Source organism: Sulfuricurvum sp. PD_MW2 (assembly GCF_002633015.1).
In the GTDB taxonomy this organism is placed as follows: domain Bacteria; phylum Campylobacterota; class Campylobacteria; order Campylobacterales; family Sulfurimonadaceae; genus Sulfuricurvum.
In genome coordinates this window covers 1-22,786 of the sequence record NZ_NSIU01000026.1, presented here as the reverse complement: position 1 = coordinate 22,786, position 22,786 = coordinate 1, and the positions used below count along the sequence as shown (strand labels likewise).

General features: G+C 41.2%; 21 protein-coding genes and 1 tRNA gene. 17 read left to right on the top strand and 5 right to left on the bottom strand.

What is annotated here, in order from left to right:
• Nucleotides 1-58: 58 nt before the first annotated feature.
• The 4 genes from selD (at nt 59) to CJD30_RS10015 (ending at nt 4,412) form a co-directional block, all read left to right on the top strand.
• Entirely contained in the window at nt 59-1,102 is a 1,044-nt protein-coding gene (gene selD, locus CJD30_RS10030; protein ID WP_294918711.1) for a selenide, water dikinase SelD, read from the top strand.
• A gap of 133 nt (nt 1,103-1,235) precedes the next feature.
• A complete protein-coding gene (locus CJD30_RS10025; RefSeq protein WP_294918699.1) occupies nt 1,236-2,456 on the top strand; it encodes a ferritin-like domain-containing protein in 1,221 nt (406 codons plus the stop codon).
• A gap of 10 nt (nt 2,457-2,466) precedes the next feature.
• The gene (locus CJD30_RS10020) at nt 2,467-3,591 is read left to right on the top strand and encodes an acyl-CoA dehydrogenase family protein (protein ID WP_294918697.1); all 1,125 of its coding nucleotides are present in this window, start codon (nt 2,467-2,469) and stop codon (nt 3,589-3,591) included.
• A gap of 14 nt (nt 3,592-3,605) precedes the next feature.
• On the top strand, nt 3,606-4,412 hold the full coding sequence (locus CJD30_RS10015) for a PhnD/SsuA/transferrin family substrate-binding protein (RefSeq protein ID WP_294918695.1): 807 nt from the start codon (nt 3,606-3,608) through the stop codon (nt 4,410-4,412).
• Here CJD30_RS10015 and CJD30_RS10010 read toward each other — a convergent pair.
• The 3 genes from CJD30_RS10010 to CJD30_RS10000 are packed head-to-tail and all read right to left on the bottom strand — an operon-like array spanning nt 4,409 to nt 7,835.
• Nucleotides 4,409-5,080, bottom strand: a complete 672-nt coding sequence (locus CJD30_RS10010) for a response regulator (RefSeq protein ID WP_294918693.1) — start codon at nt 5,078-5,080, stop codon at nt 4,409-4,411. The two genes, CJD30_RS10015 and CJD30_RS10010, sit on opposite strands and share 4 nt — an antisense overlap.
• A gap of 3 nt (nt 5,081-5,083) precedes the next feature.
• Complete coding sequence (locus CJD30_RS10005) at nt 5,084-6,685, bottom strand: HAMP domain-containing sensor histidine kinase (RefSeq protein ID WP_294918691.1); 1,602 nt, start codon at nt 6,683-6,685, stop codon at nt 5,084-5,086.
• Entirely contained in the window at nt 6,678-7,835 is a 1,158-nt protein-coding gene (locus CJD30_RS10000) for an ABC transporter substrate-binding protein (protein WP_294918689.1), read from the bottom strand. The genes CJD30_RS10005 and CJD30_RS10000 overlap by 8 nt, the downstream gene beginning before the upstream one ends.
• 152 nt (nt 7,836-7,987) lie before the next feature.
• Between CJD30_RS10000 and CJD30_RS09995 the strand changes: the two genes are divergently transcribed.
• From CJD30_RS09995 to CJD30_RS09985, 3 genes are read left to right on the top strand one after another with little or no spacing between them, the layout of a single operon-like run.
• Nucleotides 7,988-9,070 carry a transglutaminase family protein gene (locus CJD30_RS09995; RefSeq protein WP_294918687.1) on the top strand — a complete coding sequence of 361 codons (1,083 nt, stop codon included), beginning with the start codon at nt 7,988-7,990 and terminating at the stop codon, nt 9,068-9,070.
• Nucleotide 9,071: 1 nt separating this feature from the next.
• Nucleotides 9,072-9,407 (top strand): mercuric transporter MerT family protein, encoded by a 336-nt coding sequence (locus tag CJD30_RS09990; RefSeq protein WP_294918685.1) that lies wholly within the window; start codon nt 9,072-9,074, stop codon nt 9,405-9,407.
• Nucleotides 9,389-9,652 carry a heavy metal-associated domain-containing protein gene (locus CJD30_RS09985; protein ID WP_294918683.1) on the top strand — a complete coding sequence of 88 codons (264 nt, stop codon included), beginning with the start codon at nt 9,389-9,391 and terminating at the stop codon, nt 9,650-9,652. Before CJD30_RS09990 ends, CJD30_RS09985 begins: the two co-directional genes overlap by 19 nt.
• Nucleotide 9,653: 1 nt before the next feature.
• On the opposite strand, the gene selB is transcribed toward CJD30_RS09985, so the two are convergent.
• Entirely contained in the window at nt 9,654-11,486 is a 1,833-nt protein-coding gene (gene selB, locus CJD30_RS09980; protein WP_294918681.1) for a selenocysteine-specific translation elongation factor, read from the bottom strand.
• Nucleotides 11,483-12,835: an L-seryl-tRNA(Sec) selenium transferase gene (selA, locus tag CJD30_RS09975; protein WP_294918680.1), complete on the bottom strand. Its 1,353-nt coding sequence runs from the start codon at nt 12,833-12,835 to the stop codon at nt 11,483-11,485. The genes selB and selA overlap by 4 nt, the downstream gene beginning before the upstream one ends.
• A gap of 66 nt (nt 12,836-12,901) precedes the next feature.
• Between selA and CJD30_RS09970 the strand changes: the two genes are divergently transcribed.
• The 10 genes from CJD30_RS09970 to CJD30_RS09925 all read left to right on the top strand — a co-directional run.
• Nucleotides 12,902-12,999 (top strand) — tRNA-Sec (locus CJD30_RS09970).
• 247 nt (nt 13,000-13,246) lie between these two features.
• Entirely contained in the window at nt 13,247-14,752 is a 1,506-nt protein-coding gene (locus CJD30_RS09965) for a 4Fe-4S binding protein (RefSeq protein ID WP_294918678.1), read from the top strand.
• 1 nt (nt 14,753) lies between these two features.
• Complete coding sequence (locus CJD30_RS09960; RefSeq protein ID WP_294918677.1) at nt 14,754-15,335, top strand: molecular chaperone TorD family protein; 582 nt, start codon at nt 14,754-14,756, stop codon at nt 15,333-15,335.
• Between the two features lie 14 nt (nt 15,336-15,349).
• Entirely contained in the window at nt 15,350-15,565 is a 216-nt protein-coding gene (locus CJD30_RS09955) for a twin-arginine translocation signal domain-containing protein (protein WP_294918676.1), read from the top strand.
• Nucleotides 15,566-15,585: 20 nt separating this feature from the next.
• Entirely contained in the window at nt 15,586-18,426 is a 2,841-nt protein-coding gene (locus CJD30_RS09950) for a molybdopterin-dependent oxidoreductase (protein ID WP_294918674.1), read from the top strand.
• 13 nt (nt 18,427-18,439) lie between these two features.
• Nucleotides 18,440-19,036 (top strand): formate dehydrogenase FDH3 subunit beta, encoded by a 597-nt coding sequence (fdh3B, locus tag CJD30_RS09945; protein WP_294918672.1) that lies wholly within the window; start codon nt 18,440-18,442, stop codon nt 19,034-19,036.
• On the top strand, nt 19,026-19,973 hold the full coding sequence (locus CJD30_RS09940; protein WP_294918670.1) for a cytochrome b/b6 domain-containing protein: 948 nt from the start codon (nt 19,026-19,028) through the stop codon (nt 19,971-19,973). Before fdh3B ends, CJD30_RS09940 begins: the two co-directional genes overlap by 11 nt.
• Nucleotides 19,974-20,034: 61 nt before the next feature.
• Nucleotides 20,035-20,889 carry a formate dehydrogenase accessory sulfurtransferase FdhD gene (gene fdhD, locus CJD30_RS09935; protein WP_294918668.1) on the top strand — a complete coding sequence of 285 codons (855 nt, stop codon included), beginning with the start codon at nt 20,035-20,037 and terminating at the stop codon, nt 20,887-20,889.
• Complete coding sequence (locus CJD30_RS09930) at nt 20,876-21,931, top strand: hypothetical protein (protein WP_294918666.1); 1,056 nt, start codon at nt 20,876-20,878, stop codon at nt 21,929-21,931. Before fdhD ends, CJD30_RS09930 begins: the two co-directional genes overlap by 14 nt.
• 106 nt (nt 21,932-22,037) lie before the next feature.
• Nucleotides 22,038-22,786 (top strand): MCP four helix bundle domain-containing protein (locus CJD30_RS09925; RefSeq protein WP_294918664.1); only part of this gene is annotated, 749 nt, incomplete at its 3' end.

Below are 22,786 nucleotides of genomic sequence, written 5' to 3'. Positions count from 1 at the left end.
TACAATACTCACATATACATGAATGAAAAAAAGTTATATAGAAGGTACGTAAATCATGATGAACACCGATGCGAAACTCACAAAATTTGTTAGAGCTGCAGGATGTGCCGCGAAACTTGCCCCCGGTTCACTCGCTGATTCGACATGTCATATTGAATCGTTTCACAAAGATTTGATTGTCGGATTTGAAGGGAATGAAGATGCGGGAGTTTATAAGATCAATGATGAGATTGCTATTGTTCAAACCGTTGATATTATCACACCGGTTGTCGATGATCCATATATTTATGGGCAAATTGCCGCAGCGAACTCTTTGAGTGATGTTTTCGCAATGGGTGGTGATGCTAAAACGGCACTCAATGTTGTCGGATTTGATTCCAAAAATCATACCTCCGAAATCCTTTCGGAAATTATGCGGGGGGGACAAAATAAAGCATTGGAGTGCGGAGCCGTGATTGTCGGAGGGCATACGATTCAAACCCCTGAGATGCTTTATGGGCTTGCGTGTACCGGATTTATTCATCCACATAAAGTACTTCGTAATAATACCCCTAAAATCGGGGACGTTCTGATCCTTACCAAACCTCTGGGAATGGGAATATTGATTACAGCGATCAAAAACGATCGGCTCGATCCTGTATTGGCGATGAAAGTTGCGGATAATCTACGTACCCTCAATTATAAAGCATCGTTGATTGCGCGTGAATCCCATGCATCTGCCTGTACAGATGTAACGGGTTTTGGGTTGATGGGGCACATGCGCGAGATGAGTGCGGGGAACGTGACCATGGAAATCGATTTCGCGAAGGTTCCGTATTTTATCGAAGCGATTGAGATGGTTACAAAAGGGATGATCCCTGGCGGTTCGCGTGCGAATCACGAATATAATAAACCCTACGTCTATTTGGACTCTTCTATAGAATATGAACAAGAAATGGTTTTGTTCGATGCACAGACATCTGGAGGACTTTTGGTGAGTGTTCCGCAAACGCATGCGCAACTGATGGTCGATAAGTGTACGGATGCCGGCTTGACTGCCGCAATTATCGGAGATGTTGTCCCTTATGACGGATATGATATTGTGGTAAAGTATACAAATTAAGCGAAGACTAAAATAAAAAAGGTTAAAATATTTTTTACTTAAATAGGGCGATATAAGGTCTAAGGGTTAGACAAACAACAGCCGTCTTTTGATTATGACTATGCTGATGTTCCTGCCTCATCCGGAGACATATATGGAACACAATGACCTTTATCAAATGGATACGTATCGTTTAGAATACACGATACGATCCTCTTCTCTCACTCAGGCTTGGCTTTTACGCCTTAATGCACTTCTTCCTACGATACGAAAAGATGATATTTTTAAAATCACCGTTGTACAGCGTTCCGTCTCTTTTGAATTTGAAGGATGGGTTCAGGTCAATCGATGCTCTTTGGTTGCTACCAGTTCCGATTTAAACGGGTATTCGTATCTGGTTCGTAAAGATTTTGAATCACATATATTGTCCGATGAGCAAGGTTTTGACGGACGCAATGAACCTGTTCATGAAATGGCACCGAAACTTTTTGGATTAATGCCTCGAGGATCGCATATCGAGAACTCTTCTCCTCTTTATCCGTTTGAATTGAATGAAAAAGAGTTCCTTTGGGCGAAAAATGTCACGCGCCTTTATGAAGAAGCCAAGCGGAATCAGTGGAGTGCCGACACCGATATTGAATGGGATGCTATTCCTGATCTTGCTCCTGAAGTCGAAACGGCAATTGCTCAGGTGATGACCTATCTTGCCGAAAATGAGTTTTCCGCATTGTATATTCCCGGGAAATTTTTATCGAAGATATCTCCGTATTATATGGAGCTGGTGATGTTTTTAGGGACAATCATTTACGATGAAGCACGTCATATAGAGGCGTTTTCACGTCGTGCAAATGCCAAAAAAATAGGCCTTCAATACTCTACTACGGCTACTCAGCGTTCTCTTTATTCCCTTTTTATTGAAAAAGATTATTTCAAAACATCGTTTTTACTCCATGTATTAGGGGAAGGAACCTTTTTGGATTTGTTGGATTTTCTTATCAAATACGCACCGGATCCGGTGACAAAAAAAATCGTGACACTTGCTAAAAAAGATGAACAGCGTCATGTCAATTATGGTTTGGTGCATGTCAAATCATTGATTCAAGCTAACCCTAAAAGGATGATATATCTCAAAGAGGCGGTAGAAAGCCGAAAAGCGTACTTGGATGAGATGAGTCAGGAAAATGAGCTTTTGCTTTCTGCATTAGCTGTTTTAGCCGGAGGAGTGGATGAAGAGGGGTATGAACTCGGATTTGAGCGGGTTGAACAACTTAAAAAAAGGATGGGAGAAAATCGTATACGTCGAATGATTGAATGTGGATTTGATGAAGAGACGGCTCGGGAGATATCGATGTCTCACACCGCAAATTTTATGTAAGGAATAAAAAATGGGTTTATTTGAAGATGTGAGTGAATTTGCACAATTGCACGTTGCACCCTATACGGTGAAAGTTGATCGTGCAGGGACATTTCCTCACGAAGCATATGAAGCTTTGAAAAAAGAGGGGCATACCGCACTGCTGGTACCAAAAGAATACGGCGGACGTGAAGGAAGCATCGTTGATCATGTCGAGACGTGTATGGCATTGGGAAGCGTATGTGCAACGACGGCATTGTGTTATATGATGCATAATGTTGCAACGATGTCGATCGTAGCATTTGGGACACCGGAACAAAAAGAGTTTTATTTACCTAAAATCGCTGCAGGCGAGTTGGCTTTAGCTCTAGCGTTTAGTGAGACGGGTACCGGTACCCATTTTTACAATCCTGAGATAAAAGCAGAAAAAACAGAGGGCGGTTATCTGTTAAACGGTAAAAAAAGTTTTGTTACCTCTGCCCATTATGCCGATTATTATCTGGTGTTAGCTGCAAATCCGCAAGGAGAAGGATTAAGTGTATTTGCGACTGCGAACAATCTCTCCGGAATGCAGCATGATGATATTGCATGGGACGGTTTGGGAATGCGTGGAAATGCCAGTGTTCCTGTGTATTATGAGGATGTTTTTGTTTCGGACAAATTTTTGATCGGAAGTCATGGTGATGGGGCAGGAATCGTTTTTAACGTAGTGGCTCCCTATTTTATTTTAGGTCTTGCATCTGTGTACACGGGACTTTCTATTGCGGCAAGTACATGTGCAATCGAATACGCAACATTGCGTTCCTACAGCGATGGTTCTACGCTATCAAAAATTGAAACTGTACAGTTGCATATTGCTTCTATCTTCTCTTCGGTGAGTGCTTCGAAAGCGTTAACACTCAATGCGGCACAATCAGCGTTGGATGGCAAAAGTGATGCTTTGGCATTGATCATTTCGGCTCGATTGGTGGCAAGTGCGAATGCGATTGATGTATGTAATCACGCGATGAAAGTAGGAGGCGGGCATGCGTATAGTAAACGCTTACCGTTAGAGCGTTATTTACGAGATGCCTACGCGGCATCAGTTATGGCTCCATCTACCGACGTTTTAAGTGTTTGGTTGGGTAAAGCACTCACAGGACAGCAAATCCCATAAAGAAAGGAATAACTATGGCAACATTAATGGTAGGAGTGGTCGCGTATGATCCTAAAGTCGTTTTGATTTGGGAGATCATTCGTGATTATGCGAAAGAAAAAAAATTTGATCTTGATTATGTATTGTTTTCTAATTATGAGACACAAGTCCAAGCACTGCTGGATAAAAAGGTAGATTTGGCATGGAATACAAATGTTGCTTGGCTACGGACGAAAAAACGTGCTCCGTTTGCCGAGGCTCTTTTGATGAGAGATACAGACGTTGATTTTACCTCTATGTTTATTGCCCATGAAGATGCCAATATACATACACTCGAAGACCTCAAAAATAAATGTGTCGGATTTGGTAGTTATGATTCCGCACAGGCATTTATTTTGCCGGCATACTATTTGAAAGAACAGGGATTGGAGCCGAATCGAGACTATACGATGAATCGCGTTGATAGTGATTTGGGCAAACACGGCGATACGGGTCGCAGCGAATACGATGTTTTGGAAAAACTCAAAAACAATGAATACGATGCGATCGCTTTGGCGACTTCAACATGGATGCGGATGATCGAGATGGGGTTAACCTCTCCGTCTTTACGGCCGTTTTATAAAAGCAAAGGGTATTCGCATTGTAATTTCACCAATATAACCCCGAATGCTTCATACACGAATGAATTCATCGAATTTATGTTGGGCATGGACAAAGAGCGCAGTGATATCACAAAGATGATGGAGATGGAAGCGCTATCCAAGTGGGTAAGAACAGGAGATTATGAGTTACACGGATACGATGAACTCGAAAAAGCGATGGAGTGGTTGAATCTTTTTTAAGATTCGACCGAGTGTTTTTGTTCTGCAGGCGATGAGGTATTGACTTTGTAAATTTTATTTTTGAGTTTGGTTACGATTCCGACTTCAATTAATTGCTTGAAAGTTGAAACGACGGTTGGTTTGCTGACGTTGAGTGCACTCATGATATCTTCGTATGAACCATAAAAGACACCCTCTGCATCAACATGTTCGAAAAGATAGCGTATGATCTCTATCTTTTTTCCTCCGACAAACGTACTGATTCCCTCTAACATACGATCTTTCAGCCATAGCTCGTCTTCTTTTGCTTTGAGTGCGATCGATTTTTCGATCAGATCAAGCATCTCTTCAGCCATAATCGGTTTGAGCAGATACCCATCAACTCTCAATTTGATAGCATCGAGAAGATAATTGGTTTCTGAATGGGCAGTTGTGATGATGATCGCAGCGAGTGGCAGGTTCCGTTTTTTGATCTCGGATATCAAGGTAATGCCGTGCATATTCGGCATCAGCAAATCGGTAATGACGATATCTATTTTGTGTTTTGAGAGCATATCCAGAGCTTCGAGTCCATCGGACGCCGTATAAACATTGGCGACAAAATCTTCCAGTATATACGACATTTGGTTTAAAATAGGCAATTCGTCATCTACAATAAGGACATTGTATTTGGTAAGTGTATGGCTCATACGTTAGCTCTCAATTTCAAATAATGGAATAGTCAGTTTAAAAGATGCACAATTATAGTAAGTTTCTTTGAAAAGCAATCTGATATTTCTGGCACTAATTTTTCCCTGAAATTGATCCTCTATGATTTTTTGGGTCATATACAGACCGATTCCTGTTCCGCTCGATTTGTGTTTGGTCGTAAAATATGGCTCAAATATCCTTTTTAAAACAGTATGAGGAATCCCGCCGCCGTTATCGATTACGCGGATAATGAGCAATGACTTTTCCGGTTTATGTGTAATATGGATACGGATGATTTTGAGCTTTTCGTTGGAGTTTAACAGGGCGTCTTTTGCATTATTGAGCAGATTGATGATGATTTGAGCGAAATCATTTGGGTATCCCGAAATCATGATCTCTTTTTGAATATTGATCTCGACGTTGATATTGGCATTATGCAATATCCCCTCTATCAAATTCACTGTTTCACGTATGGTCTCGAGGAGAGGGAAAATGGTTTTGAGTTTATTCGGCTTGAAATAGTTTTGAAAACTCTCGATCGTATCGGACATGGTCGTGGCGATGCGAAGCCCCTCAGTGACTTGTGCATCGATAAATTCAGGTGTCAGTTTATTGCTGCGGCTTTTGAGCCGAAACGTTTGTATCAAAATTGTTAGAGCATTGAGCGGTTGGCGCCATTGATGGGCAATATTGGAGAGCATTTCTCCCATGGATGCTAGTTTTGCCTGCTGGTGTAGCATTTCGTCTTTTAACCGGCTTTGTCGAATCTCATGGGCGATACGTAACTCCAACGAGGTGTTGAGATCGACAAGCTCTTTGGTTTTTTCTTTAACTCTCTCTTCCAAAGAGCGGTGAAGATTCTTAATATGTTCTAATATGAAATAAGCCAAAAAGACAGAAAACCCTAAAACAACAAAAATCATGACGAATATAATCCATGATGTTGCTCCGAATAAACGGTCTGTTTTCTCCTTTTCATAGATTGCGCGTTGTAGATGAAATGCCGTCAATTGTTCCAAATAGATGTTGGTGGTGTCTAAAATAGGGTAAAGTTCATTTTTGACGAGGGTATCGGCTCGTTGGCGCTGATGATCTCGATAAAGAGCCGTTACGGTGTCTATGGTTGTTAACAAACGGTCAATATTCTGGTCAGCTTTGCCGTAAATCTCCTCTTCGGTGATCATCGTCGTATTTGGGATGGGTGAAAGGAATGTGGAAAGTATTGTTTCATCCATCGTATCAAAAAAATTGGTTTTGATATCTTTTCGTGCATAGGCGTATTCTTTCCATCTCAAATCGAGATTTTTTTTAAGAATATCCAGCACTTCGTAGGTTTTTTTAATATCGGTTTGGTTGTCGATGATATCGCGATAGGTATTGAGGATGTTGAGTGTATGGACATCTTTGATCGTTTGCAGACGCGCGATGGAGAGGGTTCGAAGATGAAAAGAACTATCAAAACTGTTTTTCATCCCATAAAGGGTCAATGTTGCAATAAATCCGATGATGAGAATACCTAATGCAGTTACCGCAATTAATATCCGTGTTTTTGTACCGAGTGAAAGATGATAAAAAACGTTTATAAAACGGCATTGGTTATTCATCTACGACTTCTTCGGAAGGGGAGTTGAGTTTGAGCAGATACACATTGCGCAATCCCCGATGTTGTGTATCGCTGTAGCGTATCATTTGTCTATCAACAAGCTCAAATTCAAGTGTAGAAAGAGATTTCATAAAAGATGATCGAGAGATATGAGAACTTTTTTTGAGAGCTTCGATAATGACTTGAGACGCAAGATACCCTTCAAAAGCTATCGATGTCGGTTGCAGTTCAGGATGGTATCGAGTGTAGAGGTTTTTAAAGGTAGCAATCTGCGGAAGTTTTTTATTCATGGACGGTACCGTCTGTGTCATATACATTGATACATTGTTTAACGGGAGAGATAATAATACTTTGTTTAGCGATTCATATCCCACGAATGAAAAGGTATAAAATTTGAGTTTAGGATCATGCTTCGCCGTTTTATTGATGAATTCTACCGTCGGTTTTAATGCCCCGCCTATAATGACCGCTTCGGGGGAAGCTTTAGTAATTTCATTAAATGCATAATGGATTGAGAGGGTGTTTCGGTTGTATACCCCCTCGGCAATGATTTTGATCGGTGTTTTACGGACGGCTTGTTGCAATGCGTATAATGAAGCAAGCCCGTAGCTGTCATTTTGGTAAAAAACAGCTACTTTTCGTATATTTAACGCTTGCATATGGCGAACCATTTCACGCGCTTCATCGACATAGCTTGGGCGGAGTGTAAAGACATGATGATAGGGATAATTGTATAAAAACTCGGCTCCGCTGAGAGGCATTAAAAACGGAACTTGCGTTCGAGCCGTAATTTTTAATGCCTCTTCCGATGGAGGGGTACCGACGACACCCAATATACCGAACAAATCAGGATCCAACATCAAAGAAGCAATATTTTTCCCAGTAATGAACGGTTCATATTGATCGTTTAGAACGCGCAATTTGATATGACGGTTGTGTATACCGCCTGCTTCATTGAACGCTTTAAATCCGCATAATATTCCATTAGTATAGTCAATACCGTTTTCCTGTAACGGGCCTGTTAATGCAGCACTGCAACCAAATACGATATCTTTTTTGCTTTCATGTTCAAACGGAGAAAATAAGTAAAATAGGGCAACGGTAATGAGACCTATTAGGAGTGATACTTTCATCAACGGTGTTTGCATCATTACGCTTTTATAAAGGATAAAAATAAAGAAATAGTTTACTTTATAGATGGTAAATTTTTTTTGAAATTTATAAGTTGGTATTAAGTTCGTAAAGATAATAATAAAAAGTAAAAAAAATATTTACTAAATATGAGACTTTTGGGAGAATAAGTATGAATCGGCGTAATTTCTTGCATTTCAGTTGTATCAGTACGATGAGTATGGTTTTACTGGGAGAGAGCATTGTTTATGCCGATAATACAATGGGAACAACCTATGTGCTGACTATGGAGTTTGATCTCTCTGTCCAAAAAGGGGATCAATGTTCCCTTTGGGTTCCTCTGCCGAACACTATCGAAGGATTTCAGCGCGTTATCGATACGACCTATACATTATCCGATGGAAAGGGAGAAGAATTTTATTTCAAAACGCTTGGTGCGCGTTATTATTTTGTAAAATGGAATTCTTCTGAACGCATTCGCCGTCTTAAAATAGAGATATCGGTTGCGGTTCAAGATCGAACAGCCTCTTTTTACCCTATCAATCATACTCGTGTGATAGACAAAGACGTTAGAGAGTTTTTGCTTCCGACAGCGCATGTTCCTCATGACCCTTATATCGATAAGGTTACACGTCGGGTTATCGGAAATACTCAAGCGCCGTTGGAAAAAGCACGGAAAATTTATGATTGGATCGTCCATAATACCTATCGCGATGAAAATATTCGCGGTTGCGGGATCGGATATCCTGTCGAGATGATAAAGCAGTTTGGCAGCAGTGGTAAAATGGGAGGAAAATGTTTTGATATATCGTCATTGTGTGTTGCAATGATGCGTTCTGCCGGGATTCCAGCCCGTGAAGTGGTCGGATTGCGTGTTGGAGCGTCGAGATTATCAAATGCTTTTGGAACAGGGGAAAATGTTACGAGTGCACAGCACTGTAAGGTTGAGTTTTTCATCGAAGGATTGGGATGGATACCTTGTGATCCTGCGGATATTTCAAAATTGGTACTGAAAGAGAATCTGTCTATTGATTCTGAAAGAGTCAAAGAGTTGTCTGGGAAATTTTTCGGTTTTTGGGAGAAAAATTGGATTGCACTCAATTATGCGAGAGATTTTGATCTTTTTCCCGCAAATGCACAAGGGAAACTTGATCAGTTTAACTATCCTTATGGGGAGATTGACGGTGAATATATAGAAAGTTATGATCCGAAAAATTTCCGATATAGCTTTCATTCTGCCGTCCAAGGGATATAAGATGAAACAACAAGCGTTATGGATATTTGGAGCTTTTATTAGCGCTGTGTTGTCTGCGTCATGTTGTCTGATTCCGACTCTATTTATTATTTTTGGAATATCGTTTGCCGGATTATCTGAGATGGATGCTCTCATTGAATACCGATGGGCTTTTAGCATCTTGACTGTTGGTTTGTTAACGGCTGCGGGTTGGATAGTATTTAAACCACAAACGTGCTCAACCGAATGTTGTACTAAAAAAAGATCATTCAAAGCTTTTTTAGGTGTATCTGTATTGATCCTAATGATACTGTTATATCCGGTGTATGAGGAACTGTTATGGTCAAATTTTTTGTAATCGTTGTTCTTGGAGTGTGGACATCTCTCTGCGGTGCTCAAATTAGCCTCAAAATTGATGGCATGCACTGCATTGCATGTACGGTTGCGGTGAAAAAAGCCCTTAATAGCGTCGAGGGTGTGCAACACACACGGGTCAATTTTGCCCAGCAACTTGCTGTAGTGAGTGCGGATGATACGGTCTCATTGAATGCCCTGAGAGAAGCGGTAGCCAAAACTGGCTATCGAGCTACAGTGCTTCCCTAAACTATATCGCTTTTAATAATCGGCGCGTACCATCGGATTTGATGTCTTCGAAGCGATCAAGATATTCAAGATACGCGATGAGATATTTACGACTTAATCCTGTTTGTGTTTTAGCCAATTCTATATCAACGTATCCGTATGCATCGATCAGTTCACGTAGATAGTGCATTGTTTGAGATAAATGAGGTGCGCTGATAAAGAGGTTGTGTGCCAATCGGATCACTTTTCCGGAACTGCATAAGCGTTTCATAGAGTTATCACCGTGGAAACGATCTAAGTCGAGAGTTTCATACAATGTATAGGGAGCTTGAGGAGCCCATCCTTGGGTTTCTAACATACTATACAGTGCGTTTTCCAAGTAGTGCGATAGATCGTCGATATCGCAAACGATACTTCTGTACAACCCCTCTTTTAAAACGATTTCACTATCAGCTTCAAGTTGATTGAGTACCTCTTGGCAGAGATTGACTGATGCCCATGAAAATCTCAGATTGATGGAGTTTTTAGAGAGCAGGGCGCGTTTATTTTTTTGATAAATACTTCGGATATACTCTTTTAAGATGGCAATGGTAGATGAGGGATAGAGCACTTTTTGATCATGATCGAGATAGGAATTTTGGACACTTTTTGCCAGTTCAAGCGCTGAGGCATGATCCATTCCGAAACGCTGATAAGCTCCTATGAGACCGAACCCTTTTTTATGAATTTCCATCAACATTTCAAAGGCTTTAGAGAGTTGATTTTGCTGCAGTAAAGCCAAAAAATCTCTTTTTTGCTTCCGTTTCATCGGATCGGCGATCGGATTTAACACTTCGCCGCCCCCTAAGGTCCCTTGTGCGTCACGCAGAATGAATTTTTCCCGATACATGGCATAAATGGGTGTTGTACTTTCAAAAATACCAATAGCGTACCCCTCATGCTCTGAAATAATTTTTAGAATGACGTTGTGGCGTGCGGAGCCTATATAGAGTGTCACTTCACTTTGATGTTTCAACACAATGCCGCTGAGAGGACGGATCATAACGTCTATCGCTAAAAACCCCCGAAGAAAATTCGGGGTACACAAAATATCTCCTCGTTTGAGATCTTGTGATTTGACACCGGATAGATTCAATGCGATACGCTCATTTGGCTGCGCCGTAGAAACTTGTTGTAATCCCGAATGGATCGTTCTTACGGTTGCAGATGTTTTGAGTTGCGGGATATATACTTTATCTTTTGTTTTTAATGATCCGCCCAATACGGTTCCGGTAACGACGGTTCCGTATCCGTCTTTGGAGAAACAGCGATCAATGTAATATCTAAAATTGGCTTCTTCAGGTCGATGAGGGAGTTGAAAAGAGAAAAGTTTTTGTTTTAATCTTTCGTAGGATGCTGGATCATGCTGCCCTACGTGTACACAAAACAAAATCTCTAAATCCATTGCATTGATCAAATTTGAAATCTCTTTTTCAATATGACTTGCTTCAGAAGGGGTGGCAAGATCACATTTGGTGAGAACCAGAACAATATTTCGTACTCCGGCAAGTCTTGCCAGTTCCAAATGTTCGATGGTTTGTTTGCAAACTCCTTCATTTGCTGCAACAATCAACAATAATACATCAAATCCGAATACACCGGCCAAATAATGTTTTACAAACTTTTCATGCCCCGGTACATCGACGAGAAATAATCGTTTTTCTTGATAGTCCATCAGCGTAAAGCTAAGATCCATGGTTAATCCACGACGTTTTTCTTCTCGGGTTTGATCTCCATCAAAGCCATTTAATGCTCGGATAAGTGAGGTTTTTCCATGGTCTACATGTCCTGCGAGTCCGATAATCGTTGTTTTCATTGATGTTCCTCAAATACTGTATTCAAGATTGAAGCGACGTTTAATAGTTCTTCATCATCGATACTGCGCATATCCAATACGACATGATCTTTTTCGATACGGGCGATAAGTCCGTTATTACGAAGCTTTTTGATCATATTTTCTGCATTTTTTGGATGATCGTCGATGATTAAAGCGAGGCTCTCGATTTGATGTTGCGGCAGTGATCCTCCTCCTGCATAGGTAGAGGTCTTTCCGATAGAGAGCTTGTGTTTATGGGTAACATGCGAGAGGATAATATCGCTTTGTGTTTCCATGCATTTGAGAGATTTGCTTAAAAGTTTGTGGGTTTTAATCGCATTTGGACCATGTTTGATGTATCGTGTAAGCGTTTTTTCGAGAACGGCCATGGTGAGTTTATCGACTCGAAGCATACGTAAGAGCTGATTTTTTTTGATTTTTTTAATAAGCTCTTTTTTACCCGCAATAATACCCGCTTGTACCGATCCCAGCAGTTTGTCTCCGCTAAAACTTACCAGTGATGGAGCGAACTCAAAAAGTTTTCGAGCGGAGATCTCATCACCTAGATAGGGGGCATCATACAAACTTAGACTTCCAGCATCATAGTAATCGATGATATTTTTGGATTGGGCTAATGGTATCAACTCTTCAAACGGTACCTCTTGGGTAAAACCGACAATAGAAAAATTAGAGCGATGAACTTTCATCATAATGGCTGTTTCAGGGGTAATAGCGTTGAGATAATCGGAGGCTTTTGTTTTGTTTGTTGTCCCTATTTCTTTGAGTTGTGTTCCACTCGCATGCATAACATCCGGGACTCTGAATGAACCGCCGATTTCTACCAATTCTCCCCGCGAGACGATCGTCTCTTTACCCGATGCAAACGTATTGAGAATCAAAAAAACGGCTGAGGCGTTATTGTTCACAACAATAGCGTCTTCACACCCTAGTAAAAAAGAGAGTTTTTTCGTTAAATGGCCATACCGCTCTCCGCGTTTACCGTTTGTAATATCAAATTCGAGATTACAATAGTTTCCAATGCTTTCTTGCATTTCATCAAGTATCGATTTTTCAATAGGGCTGCGTCCGAGATTCGTATGCAAAACGATTCCAGTTGCATTGATGAGCGGTACTAACAAATCTTGACACAAAAAATCCAATCGGGATAAAACGAGTTGAACCAATCGGTTTTCATCGGTGTCTGGAGAGAGAGTAATCGTATCGTTGCGAATCTCTTCAAAGAGTTTACGTGTAATTTCTGTAAGGCTTTGACGGTTCAATCCGATAAATTCAGCTCGATCCAAAAATTTCCCCAGTTGAGGAATACGGGTTCTATTTTTGGGTTCCATAACAATACTCCGTTTCTAAGTTAAAAAATATTTAACTTTTAATAGGTTAGAATGGTGTTTCGAGATGGGAGGTATGTGACCCTGGTGGGCACCATGGACTTCAAACCCATTGTTCGGGCAGGTGGCTGTTCGAAGGAAGGTTCAATTCCTTCACCTTCTCGCCAATATCCTTCTTAACCCCTCAAAACTTTCCATAAAACTATAAAAGGTTAAAAATATTTTAACTTAATTAGCTTATATTTTTCTTGATCCGAAAGGTTTTTGAAATAAATATTTTTAATATAATTTTAAGCTTTAATAAAGAATAATTACAAAACGTAAAAAAAAAGTTTACTTATTGCCCAAAACGATACAGGCTGTATCACTACAAGTTGGCAAAAATCTGATCGTAGAACACGACAAAGGATTTTTATGACCGATTATAGTGCTATGACATACGCTTGTATGTATTTACTAGAGAATTCTTCTGATACAAATAAAGAAAAATTAATCCAAATTCAACAAACGGTTGATGATGCATTGTTTGATAATGCGTTGGATTTTTCGTATCCCCTGACAAACACTACAGATATCGTTGTACTGGATGATGGAACCTATAGTATGATCGGTTCATTAGACGAAGCGTTTAACGTAAAAGTCGTGAATACGTCAAAAGTGGTTCGCATTGATGGACGAGCCGGCGAATATCAAGTACATACGCTTCGTGATAACGAGATTGTGAAATATCCGGCATCCACCATTTTATATTGCGGCAATAACAATAAGTGGTTGAAATACGATGCCATCGAATTTCATGGAAATATCTCTCGTATCGCCGATCAGGTAAAGGCAAGAAGCGAGAAAAACAGTTTTGTAAAAACACTTCTTTTCAATGAAGGACAATGTGATTATGCAGGGAAGGATTCTCCTGCCTGTCGTGCATGTCTTGATAGCTGCGAATATTCTGCCCTTGTCGAAGATACAACTGCAAAAACCATCCACTTGCGTATGAGTGATTGTACGGCATGCGGAGCCTGTGTCTCTGTATGTCCATCCGGCGCTATCCAAAATACCAATATTAATGTTTCCGGATTGATCTCGGCATTGGAAAATACGCAAGGTTACGGAGTTCTTATCGCTACCGATGCGGATTTGATGAAACTTTCAACACCGATTTACAGCGAAACAGTTGTGTTGAGTGTACCGAATTACACGCTAATCAATGAGCTTTATCTTTCCTTGATTGTCCTTAAATCGGGCGGTGAAGTCTATTTCCCAGATATGAGCACTTTACCGGTATCTACACAAAGTGCAATCTGCAATGTCAATCGTATTTTTGAACGTTTCGGTGAAAATGTTGTTGGTGATATCGTTTCATCATCGCGCCATGCCAAAGTGTTCACACCGATTGAACGCCGATTGGACAATCTGCCGCTTCGTTTGGCTGTGAGCGAAGGGATGAATGCATTGAAGGGATACAGCAATGCTTCTTACACATTGCCTCAATCTCTCTTTAACGATTTGCATGTTTCTGATACCTGTACGCTTTGTATGGGGTGTGCCTATGTATGTAAAAGCGGTGCTTTTCAAGCGCAACCGGAAAGTAAAGCTTTAACTCTTAATCCGATGTTGTGTACGGGGTGCGGACACTGTGAGAGTATTTGTCCGGAACACTCTATTACTCTTGCTCCGGGACGCTTCCGAGAAGAAGAAACCTATATGACATTTTCAGAAGTTGCCAAAGATGATGTGTTTTGCTGTATCGAATGCGGCAAACCGTTTGCTACGCAAAAAGCTATCAATAAAGTAGCAGGGATGTTTGCTTCGTTGATGTGGGATGAAGTAAAAACTAAAACGCTCTATTGTTGTGCAGATTGCAAACCGAAACTCATGCTCAAACAACATTTTGATAACGCTGCAACAAAAGAGGGGTATTAAGATGGAATCACTTGTCGAAGCCAGAGTTGCAATCTATACCGTTTTAGGCTCATTGTATCGTAACGAAGGGATTGAAAAAGATTCTGAATCTATCCTTTCTGTCCTGCAAGCAGTCAGTAAATCGCCCTTTGCTGAAGGGGTCGATGAATATACCGAGAGAATGGTTAAAGCCCTTATTACGGATCAAAAATCGGTTGAACGGGAGGCAAATGTACTCTTTAATCTCCCTTTTGGTGATTTTATCAACTCTTCCATGTCGTATTATCATGACGAACGGGAACTCGGGGTTCCGACGATCGTAACCAAAGAGATTATGCATGAAGCCGAGTACATCAAAGCCGATTTCGTGAGTGTCGGAGAAGATGAAGCTGGTATCGTCTTCGGACTCTCAGCCCGTTTGCTCCAAGACGGTCACAGTGAACTGCAAAAAAGACTTTTTCATGAGGTTATCGAGCCTTATGTCGGAGGATTCATCGATGCGCAGTTTAACAGTCATCGTGCGGACTTTTATCAAGATTGCGCTGCGTTTTTAGCGCTTTTTATCGCATTCGAAAAATCATATTTTGAATTCTATTTATCTTAAGAAAGGAGGTAACAATGGACACTAACGGACGACGAGATTTTCTCAAACGGTTAGGGATCGGAGGCGTTGTTGCTGCGGGAAGCTTAGGCTTGATCAATGCGACGCATCCCAGTCGCGATCGAGGTGAACATACCGAAGGTGATGGAGTCACTGTAGGGAATTCACGCAAAGATGAAACACTCTACTCAAAAACGGAATATTGGGACAAATTTTATAAATCTGCCCTCTAAATTGAAACAAAGGAGAACGAATGAGTCCAAGAAACTCAACAGAATTGTTGAACTCGAAGATTGGGCGTCGCTCATTTTTAAAAATGGGTGCTCTCACTTCGGTCGGTGCAATGGCTGTTTGCTCAGCGGATGAACCGGTAGTAAAAGCAACATCGCAACAGCTCAAAGAAGCTTATCCAGGTTCGAAAAAAGTGAAAACTATTTGTACTCACTGCTCGGTCGGATGTGGTGTTATTGCGGAAGTAAAAGACGGTGTATGGGTTAGACAAGAGGTTGCTCAAGAGCATCCTGTAAGTCTAGGCGGTCATTGCTGTAAAGGTGCGGATTTGATCGATAAAGTACGTTCAACCAACCGTTTACGCTATCCAACCGTTAAAAAAGGCGGTTCTTGGGAACGTATTGGTTGGGATCAAGCGCTTGATTCTGTCAGTGCACAAATCCAAGCTATTCAAAAGAAATTCGGTCCTGACAGTATCATGTTGCTCGGATCGGCAAAAGTTTCCAATGAACAATCGTACTATATTCGCAAATTTGCCGCGTTTATGGGAACGAATAATATTGACCATCAGGCTCGTATCTGACATAGCCCTACAGTCGCCGGTGTGGCGAATACACTTGGGTATGGCGGTATGACCAACCATTTGGGAGATATGCAAAATTCAAAAGTTATTTTGATTATGGGAGCGAATCCTGCAGTCAATCACCCTGTCGGAATGCAGCACATTCTAAAAGGGAAAGAGAACGGTGCAAAAATTATTTCAATCGATCCGCGTTATACGAAAACATCTGCTCATGCGGATTTGTATGCACGTATCCGAACGGGAACCGATATCGCATTTTTATACGGGATGATCCGTTACATTGTCAAAAACGATTTGCACGATAAACAATATTTGAACGATCGCGTATTCGATTGGGAATCTATTGTCGAAGAAGCAGAACAATATACGCCGGAAGTAGTTGCAAATGTATGTGGTTGTACTGCAGAAAAATTCTTGGAAGTTGTGAAATTGTTCACAGCAAATTCACCGGGTTGTTTGATCTGGAACCAAGGTTGGACGCAACATACCATCGGAACGAGCAATACACGTTTGGGACCGATTATGCAAATGTTCCTCGGAAACATTGGAAAAGTCGGAGGAGGATGTAACATTCTTCGCGGGCATGATAATGTTCAAGGCGCAAGTGATATGGCAAACTTGTCTGAAAATTTGCCGGGATATTACCCTATCAATGAGGGATCATGGAAATACTATTCCGGACAATGGCAAGTGGATTACGAATGGCTTCAAAAACGTTTTAAATCCAAAGAGATGATGGAGAAAAAAGGGTTCTCTCTTTCCACATGGCCATGGGGTGTTATCGATGAAGCGAATGCAACGAATAATGCAGGTACTCCGCTCAAAGCGCTGATCTGTATCGGAAACGGTATTTCAACGATTACGATGACGCACAAAACGAAAGAAGCGTTAGACAAACTCGATTTGGTAGTTTTTATCGATCCGTACGTGAATGATGCCGCAGTGATCACAGATCGCACTGACAATATGTTCTTGCTTCCGGCTGCAAGCCAAGTAGAGACATCAGGATCGGTAGCCGCGACAAATCGTAGTTATCAATGGCGCTCTAGAGTGGTAAAACCGCTTTATGAAGCTAAAGAAGACCATGAGATTTTATTTGAATTTGCGAAACGTCTCGGTTTTTATGAAGAGTACACTCGATCGTTGAAAAACGGTAAACCGAGCTACGAATGGCCAGAAGATGCGACACGTGAATACAATCGTTCGATCAAAACGATCGGATTGCAAGGGGTAACTCCTGAGCGTATGAAACGTCAGCAAGAAAACTGGGCACTCTTTGATCCTGTTACTCTCAAAGGTAGCGGTGTTGTAGAGGGAGAATACTATGGTCTTCCATGGCCGTGTTGGAGTGAAAAACACCCTGGTACGCCGATTATGTATCGAACGGATATTTCCGTTATGGAAGGCGGTATGGGTTTCCGTGCCGGTTGGATGGATAAAGGCCCAGATGGGAAACCGGTTGTTGTGGCTGAGAAAAACGGACAAACGCTTCTTGCAGGTAATCAACCGGCAGGATCACGGTTCAAAGGCGGATATCTTGAGATAACTGCGGATAATATCGAATCGCTTGGTATTACGCTCAGTGCTGAAGAGAAAGAGAAAGTCAAAGGTAAAAACTGGAAAAACGATAATACGTATATTCTGGTGAATAAAGCGTTGGAAGCAGGACTGTGTCCGTACGGAAATGGAAAAGCAAGAGCGCGTGTATGGGAATGGACCGATCAAACCCCTAAACATCGTGAACCGCTTCACAGTTTCCGTCAGGATTTGGTGGCTAAATATCCGACATTTGAGGATAAAAAAGATCACTATCGTGCCAATATCCGCTATGCGAGCGAACAGAAAAAACAAAAATGGGTGGAAGATTTCCCTGTGAATGTGGTCACTGGTCGTATTGTTGAGCATATGGGTACCGGTACGGAAACTCGTGCATCCAAATATTTGGCAGAGTTGGCAGGAGAGATGTATGCACACATTCATCCGACACTGGCTAAAAAAATGGGAATTGATGATGGTGATATGATCTGGGTACACGGTACTGGTGAAGGTAAGATTAAAGTGAAAGCACGATACAGCTATTCCGTTGCTGAAACTGATATCTTCATGCCGCAGAACTTTTCGGGTCTATGGAGCGGTAAAAGCCTCGTAGATAAGTATCCGAAAGGGACAGCGCCGTATGCTCTTGGAGAAAACTCGAATCAGATCACGAGTTACGGGTATGACATCAATACATCTTGCCCTGAAACTAAATGTACGCTTGCGCGTATTGAAAAAGCGTAAGGGGGATAGATAGATGTCACGTATGAAATTTTATTGTGATGATTACCGATGCGTTGATTGTAACGGATGTGTCGTTGCGTGTAAAGAAGCGCATGAAATTCCTGTCGGCGTCAACCGCCGACGGGTTATCACGATCAATGAAGGGATCGAGGGGAAACAAAAATCCCTTTCGGTCGCTTGTATGCATTGTTCGGATGCGCCATGTCAAAAAGTATGTCCTACGGATTGTTTTTACATTCGTAAAGACGGGATCGTTTTGCATGATAAAGAGAAATGTATCGGATGCGGCTATTGTCTTTATGCATGTCCGTTCGGTGCTCCACAGTTTGGTCATGAAGGGATATTCGGTGTCAAAGGGGTTATGGATAAATGTACCTTTTGTGCCGGTGGACCGGATGAAACACTCAGTGAGACAGAGTTTGAACATTACGGGCAAAATCGTATCGCAGAGGGGAAAATCCCAATGTGTGCATCGATGTGTGCAACGAAAGCACTGATTGCAGGTGATGCTGCCGAAGTGGACAAAATTTACGAGTATCGTACTGCTAAACGTGGTGAAAATACATCGTTGAAACCATATGGATGGGAGGCATACAACAATGGAAAGTAAAACTTTTTGGGAATGTAATAAAGCCTACATCCTAACGGCACTTGGGCTTGTACTTGTGGGATTCGTTTTTGTCAAATATTTGATGATTATGGATTGGGGATATTTGATCCAATTTACATTGCATGCTATGCTCGGAGACACAAGCGGTGTAATGAGTGCTCCCACATCAGAGCTTCAGCAGATGATGAATGCGGCGTTTGGTCCGGCGTACAATACGGTTGCTCCGGAGATCATCCGCGCTAGCAATGAGCGACAAGAGTTTATTTGGTATGTATTCTTTGCAGAGATTTTGATTTTTGTATTGTTGTATATCAAAAATGGTCGTGTGAATCCGACGATTACCAAACCAAACGATACGGTTCAAGTATTTACTTCATTCCAACGAGCTGTTATTTGGCTCAATATCGGGATGATTTCGGTACTTGTTTTGACCGGATTCAACATTACATGGAGTCTGCGTTCAGAAGGTGGAGATCTTCCACGTTTGTTGAGAGAATTTCATGAATTGACCGGTTTGGCATGGATCGGTGTTTGGCTGATCTTTACGATTATCGCTGCCAAAGATATGAAAGGGTGGAGAAGCAACTCTACATTCCGCCATTTCTTGCCGGGAAGCTATAAACCTTCTAAACGGGTTATCTGGTTTTTCTATGCAGTGATGGGGGCAGGGCTTTGTTTCAGCGGTGCAATGATTATTACGTTGCATCCAAGTTCATTGACGCATGCCGATGTGATCCAATTTAGACGTGTATTGCTTTATCTACACTTCGGTGCCAGTGTTTTGATCATGTTCTTTATCCTTGACTTTGTCTACGCGTCAGCGATTTCAGTCAAAGGGTATTTAAAAGGATTGTGGACCGGTACATATCCACGAGAATATTTGGAACAAGTTGCTCCGGATGTCTTGGAAGATTTGAAAAAGGTAGGGCGTGCATAACGTTCGTTATTTGTTTGAAGCGGAGGATTTTCCTCCGCTATTTTGATGATGGGGTAGCAACATGTCACAAGAAGTTCTTAAAAAATTGATTATCGAAAAAGTATATCGTAACGGTTCCGTTATGGTTGAAGAGGATGAAATCATTGCCGAAGAACGTATAGATTTTTATCTAAACGGGATAAAACTCCTTTCGGTTATGGGAATAGCACAGGATCAGGATGCCCATATCGTAGGATTTTTGATGAGTGAAGGGGTGATTTCTAATGTTGATGATATCCATTCTTTAAGAATTTCCGATAAAGGTTTATCGGTTTATATCGATGCTACAGTTAATGAAGCCAATATTCAGAACCTTTTCAAAGAAAAAACACTTACAACAGGGTGCTGTGTGGGTGTAACGGGAAATGTAGAAGATAAAATAGTCAAAGATTTTAACCGTTCTACCGTGAGTTACGGAGTAGAGATGCTTTTTGACGAGGTGGATCGTTTTTATGGCAGCAGTGCTTTGTTTCGCCAAAGCGGATGTGTTCACAAAGCACGCTTGGTTCTAAAACACGGTGAAGCTATCGAGGCTGAAGATGTCGGCCGCCATAATGCCATTGATAAAGTGATCGGAAAAGCTAGATTGTCTCGTGCCGATACCCAAGATGCTTTTTTGATTGTAAGTGGCAGATTGTCGATGGAAATGGTTGTCAAATGCGTCATGCACGGTATTCCGCTTGTAATTTCGAAAGCGGCTCCGACACGGCTTGGGATAAAAACCGCACAGTTACATGGAGTCACCCTCATCGGATTCGCACGGGAAGGAAAAATGAACCTCTATACCCATTCTTCTCGTGTCGAAACCGCTCATACGGTCGTTAAAACCGATTCTGTTCCGTCTACCTTAAAAGAGGTGTGTTGTGCAGCCTCCTAAGCAACCGTTTTACTTGGATGTCAATCATGCACCGAATTTCCGGCCGTTTGAGTCATCTTCGGTAGGGTTGCGTTTACGGAGCGGAGATGCCGAGAGTCTCCAACTGCTCCAGACCTTGAACCGTTCTTTTGCTTCTGCATTCGGATACACTGAGGCGCAATTTTGTGATTTTACTCCGGCCTCATTAAGCTTTTTTATCGATCAGTCCGTCCCCGATAATGAACCCATAGCGTTTTCTTCAAAATTACCCTATTTTTTACATCAAGCCGGAATTTTATTGGAAAAGTCAGGACGCAGTATTGTTTGGATAGATGCAGACAAAGAGGGCCGATTACGTGAATCCTCTTTGGCTCATGCAAAAGAGCAGGGTGCTTCCTATTTGATATGCGCTCTGGTGGATGAAGATACTTTTTATAAAGAATCGATAGAAAAACTAACGCAATATTTTGATAGAAAGCATCTGCTTTTAGATATTAGCAACGCTTTAAAACTTGAAATGATTCCCGATGTGTATGCAGCATTCGTCTGGGGATACAAAACAGGTTCTTTCAAGCATTCCGGGGTCTTTTTATCCCATGAAAAGAGTTTGAACTCGGATATGATTCCTTATATAGATCTCACTGTTTATGAGCATTTTTACCGCTCTTATTTGAATTTTGTTAGCGAATCATTTAAAGATACAAAAATGTTAAGAGATGAATTTATCAAACGTGTTGCCGAGGCACTTGGTTCCAATATGACCCTTATGATCAATCCGCTATCAACATTGTCAAATTGTTGTTACATCCGTTTTGATGGAATATATGCGAGAGATTTAATACGCTCATTGGCTTTAGAAGGTATCTATTTAACCAATGGAGAACTGTGTTCTCTGGGATTGTCCCAACCCTCTCGTATTTTACAAACGATGGGATACTCGATCGAAGAGGCACGTGAATCGATCAGCTTTTCATTCGGAAACGTGACATTAGAAGAGATAGAGTATATTGCTAACAAAATCGTCCATAAATATCGCCAATTAAGAGCCATTTTAGTAGATTGAACTACATTTGTGAATGGGTATTCAGTTTTTGCAACTATTTTGCAACAGTATTCGATGATAATTTTATACTTGGATTAGATAAACAAATAGTATAAAAGGGTATTCGATGAGTTGGATCAAAAGTATATTTAATAATATGCGAATAGGGCGAAGACTAACGATCATATTTAGTTTCATTTTATATATGGGTGTCGTAGTCGGACTTTTGGCACTGTATCAAATGAATAAAATGAATGATATCTCTACAGAAATCTCCAGCGATTGGATGCCTTCTGCTACGATAGCGCAAGAACTTCATAACCATATTTTAGAGTTACGTGTGGCTGAATTAAATCACATCATTGCACAAACTCCCTCTGAGCGCTCTAATGCAGAAAAAGAGATTCAAAAAGCTTTGGATTTGATACAAAAAAATCGTACCCACTACGAAACATTGATTTCTACAGTTGAAGAGCAGACGTTATACGATAATTTTTCAAAAGAGTTTGAAAGATATACGGTAATTCACAACCAAATGATTCCCTTGAGCCGTGATCTAAAAACAAAAGAAGCGATGGATTTGATGAACGGTGAATCGTTGGCTTTGTTCAATCAATCTTCCCAAGAGTGTAATAAACTTGTCGAACTCAATGTCAAAGGGGGAAATGACGCAGCTGCGCGAGGCAATGATCTTTATCATACTTCATTTGCATGGACATTGGTTTTGACGGTGATGATGATTTTCTCAGCAATCACGACAGGGATTATTTTGATCCGCAGTATTACGTTTTCGCTGGCGCAAACGCAGACTGGCCTCCTCTCATTCTTCCGCTTCCTGAATCGAGAGAGCACCAAAGCAGAGCTGATCGATCTAAA